Raw genomic sequence first — 1,847 nt, 5'->3', positions numbered from 1 at the left:
CTGGTCCAGCTTCATAGAACACCTTAGGACTGAATTTGGTCTCTATATAGACCAGTTTAGGGCAAATGAGAAGTTCAAGGCTCGATTGCGATGCTTTGGAGGATCTCGCTTGCTCTCGACACCGGGGCAAATAGCCGCGTGCGGTAGCGGATGATCTCGGTGAAGCAGCCCTTGTTCTTGTACCAGTCGAGGCGATCCGGCGAGAATCCGGTCAGTTCAAGGCGCTGTTCGCCGCCGACCAGCGAGCGCTTCAAGGTGAGTGGATCGTGGCTCGCAAGGCCCAGCGGTTTGCCGCTGGCGAGGACGAGGTCGCCGATCTGATCTGCCGATGGTCCGACAACGCCGGAGAGGCCAAAGGTTTGGGCGATTGAGGCAAGGTCGACATCGAGCACTTCGCGGCCGATGATCGACTGGCCATCTTCGGCAACGAGCCGGGTGACGCGGACATGATCGTCGGGGAGGCGCTTCCAGACCGGGAGCAGCAGCCCGGTGGCGAGATGGACGCGCTCGGTCACCGGTGAAGCGGCGGCTGCCTCTTCCTCGGCCCGCCAGGCACTCGTGAATGCGGTGACGCCAATTTCTTCCCAGTGGCTCTCACCGAGTGCCTCAAGCGTCCAGTTCGCGGACTTGAGCGGGCGCAGCAGGCGCCGACGTTCGATCACGGCCCCGTCGTCGGCGATGAGACGCCGAGCTGGAACCGACAGTGCGACCTTGCCCGAGCGCGCATTGCGCATCGGGATTGCGTGCGGGCTGCCGATCTCGTGCATCCGCACCAGGCGCTGCAAGCGCAGAGGCCGAAGGTGCCTCGTCACTTCGAGCGAGACGAGACGTGTTTCTGCTCCGGTTACCGGATCGGTGCGCAGGAGTTCATCTGCCAAGACCGTGAAGCGATCGACCCCCACGGTTTCCAGTCCCTGATCGAGCGTCCCGGCTTCACGCGCGGCTTCGATCCGCGCTTCAACGAGGCCCAGATATTCATCGAATATGGCGTTCTGGAGCGCAATCGGCAGCGCGAGGATGCGATTGAGCCAGCGCTGGATCGTGGGGAGATTGTCGGTCAGCCCGCCATCGGGGTTTTCGAGCTGGAGGCCGGTGCGCTCGACGAAGTTGCCAAAGGTGGTGGCTTCAAGCTTGCCGTCATAGAGCAGCTGGAACCAACGGCTGAGAGCGTCGCGCGCATAATCGCTTTCGAGATTGTCGGCCGGATCGAACAGGTTCTGTCCGCCGGTCTGGCGCTGGCCGCGCGTAAGCGCGCCAAGGGCATCGAGCCTGCGTGCAATAGTCGAGATGAAGCGGCGTTCGCCCTTCACGTCGGTGGTGACCGGGCGGAACAGCGGGGCCGAGGCCTGATTGGTGCGGTTCGTGCGACCAAGACCCTGGATGGCGTTGTCGGCGCGCCATCCCGGTTCAAGCAGGAAGTGAACCCGGCGCTGCTGGTTCCTGGCGCCCAAGTCGGCATGATAGGAACGCCCCGTGCCGCCCGCATCCGAGAAGACCAGGATGCGCTTGGTCCCTTCCATGAAGCTTTGCGCTTCGGCGACATTGGCACTGGGGCTTCGCCGTTCGAGGCGCTGCTGACCATCGCGGCCCAGGATCAGCCTGCGGGTCCGACCTGTGACCTCGGCCACGGCGTCGCTTCCGAAATGTTCGATAATCGCATCAAGTGCCGTTGCGATGGGCGGCAGTGCGCAAAGCTGTTCGATCAGCGCATCGCGCGCAGCAATGGCGCGCGGGCAGAAAACGGGATTGCCCTCTTCGTCGCTCATCGCCTCGGAGCGAAGATTGCCGTCCTCGTCGGCGAAGACCTGCATCAATCGTACCGGGAAGCTCTTTGTAAGGTAGTCGAT

1 protein-coding gene is annotated in these 1,847 nt (G+C 62.9%); it reads right to left on the bottom strand.

Features of this window, described 5'->3' with window-relative positions:
* Positions 1 to 74 precede the first annotated feature (74 nt).
* Positions 75 to 1,847: strawberry notch C-terminal domain-containing protein (locus tag KYK83_RS16990; RefSeq protein ID WP_222829086.1), on the bottom strand; the 1,773-nt coding region annotated here is incomplete at its 5' end.

The organism is Qipengyuania pacifica, from assembly GCF_019857205.1.
In the GTDB taxonomy this organism is placed as follows: domain Bacteria; phylum Pseudomonadota; class Alphaproteobacteria; order Sphingomonadales; family Sphingomonadaceae; genus Qipengyuania; species Qipengyuania pacifica.
Note: the sequence above shows the minus strand (reverse complement) of the source record. Positions and strands in the feature narration are given on the sequence as shown.